General features: G+C 66.9%; 1 pseudogene. It reads right to left on the bottom strand.

Annotated features, from left to right (window positions below):
* Positions 1-157, bottom strand: a pseudogene (locus tag SB725_RS33460) (carbon-nitrogen hydrolase); the annotation flags it as partial.
* Positions 158-242 lie beyond the last annotated feature (85 nt).

Raw genomic sequence — 242 nt, 5'->3', positions numbered from 1 at the left:
CATCGGTGGCTTCCATGGCCACCTGATGCAGGCGTTGCAGGTTGCCGGCCACATCCAGCGGCCGTGGCGGGCACTGATACAGGGCGACGCGCATGGTCTTCACTCCACTCACTGACAGACCGGCCACTGTAGCCGCTGTCGCAGGTTCGTACGACATCCCCGCAGGGCAAGCCTGCGGGAACGAGCGCCTGCCCGGCCGCCGGTTTCAGTCGGCCAGGGCAATCGGCCCGATCTCGTGGAAC

Source organism: Pseudomonas sp. SIMBA_041, from assembly GCF_046535095.1.
Taxonomy (GTDB): domain Bacteria; phylum Pseudomonadota; class Gammaproteobacteria; order Pseudomonadales; family Pseudomonadaceae; genus Aquipseudomonas; species Aquipseudomonas mucoides.
This window is presented reverse-complemented; position numbering and strand designations above follow the sequence as displayed.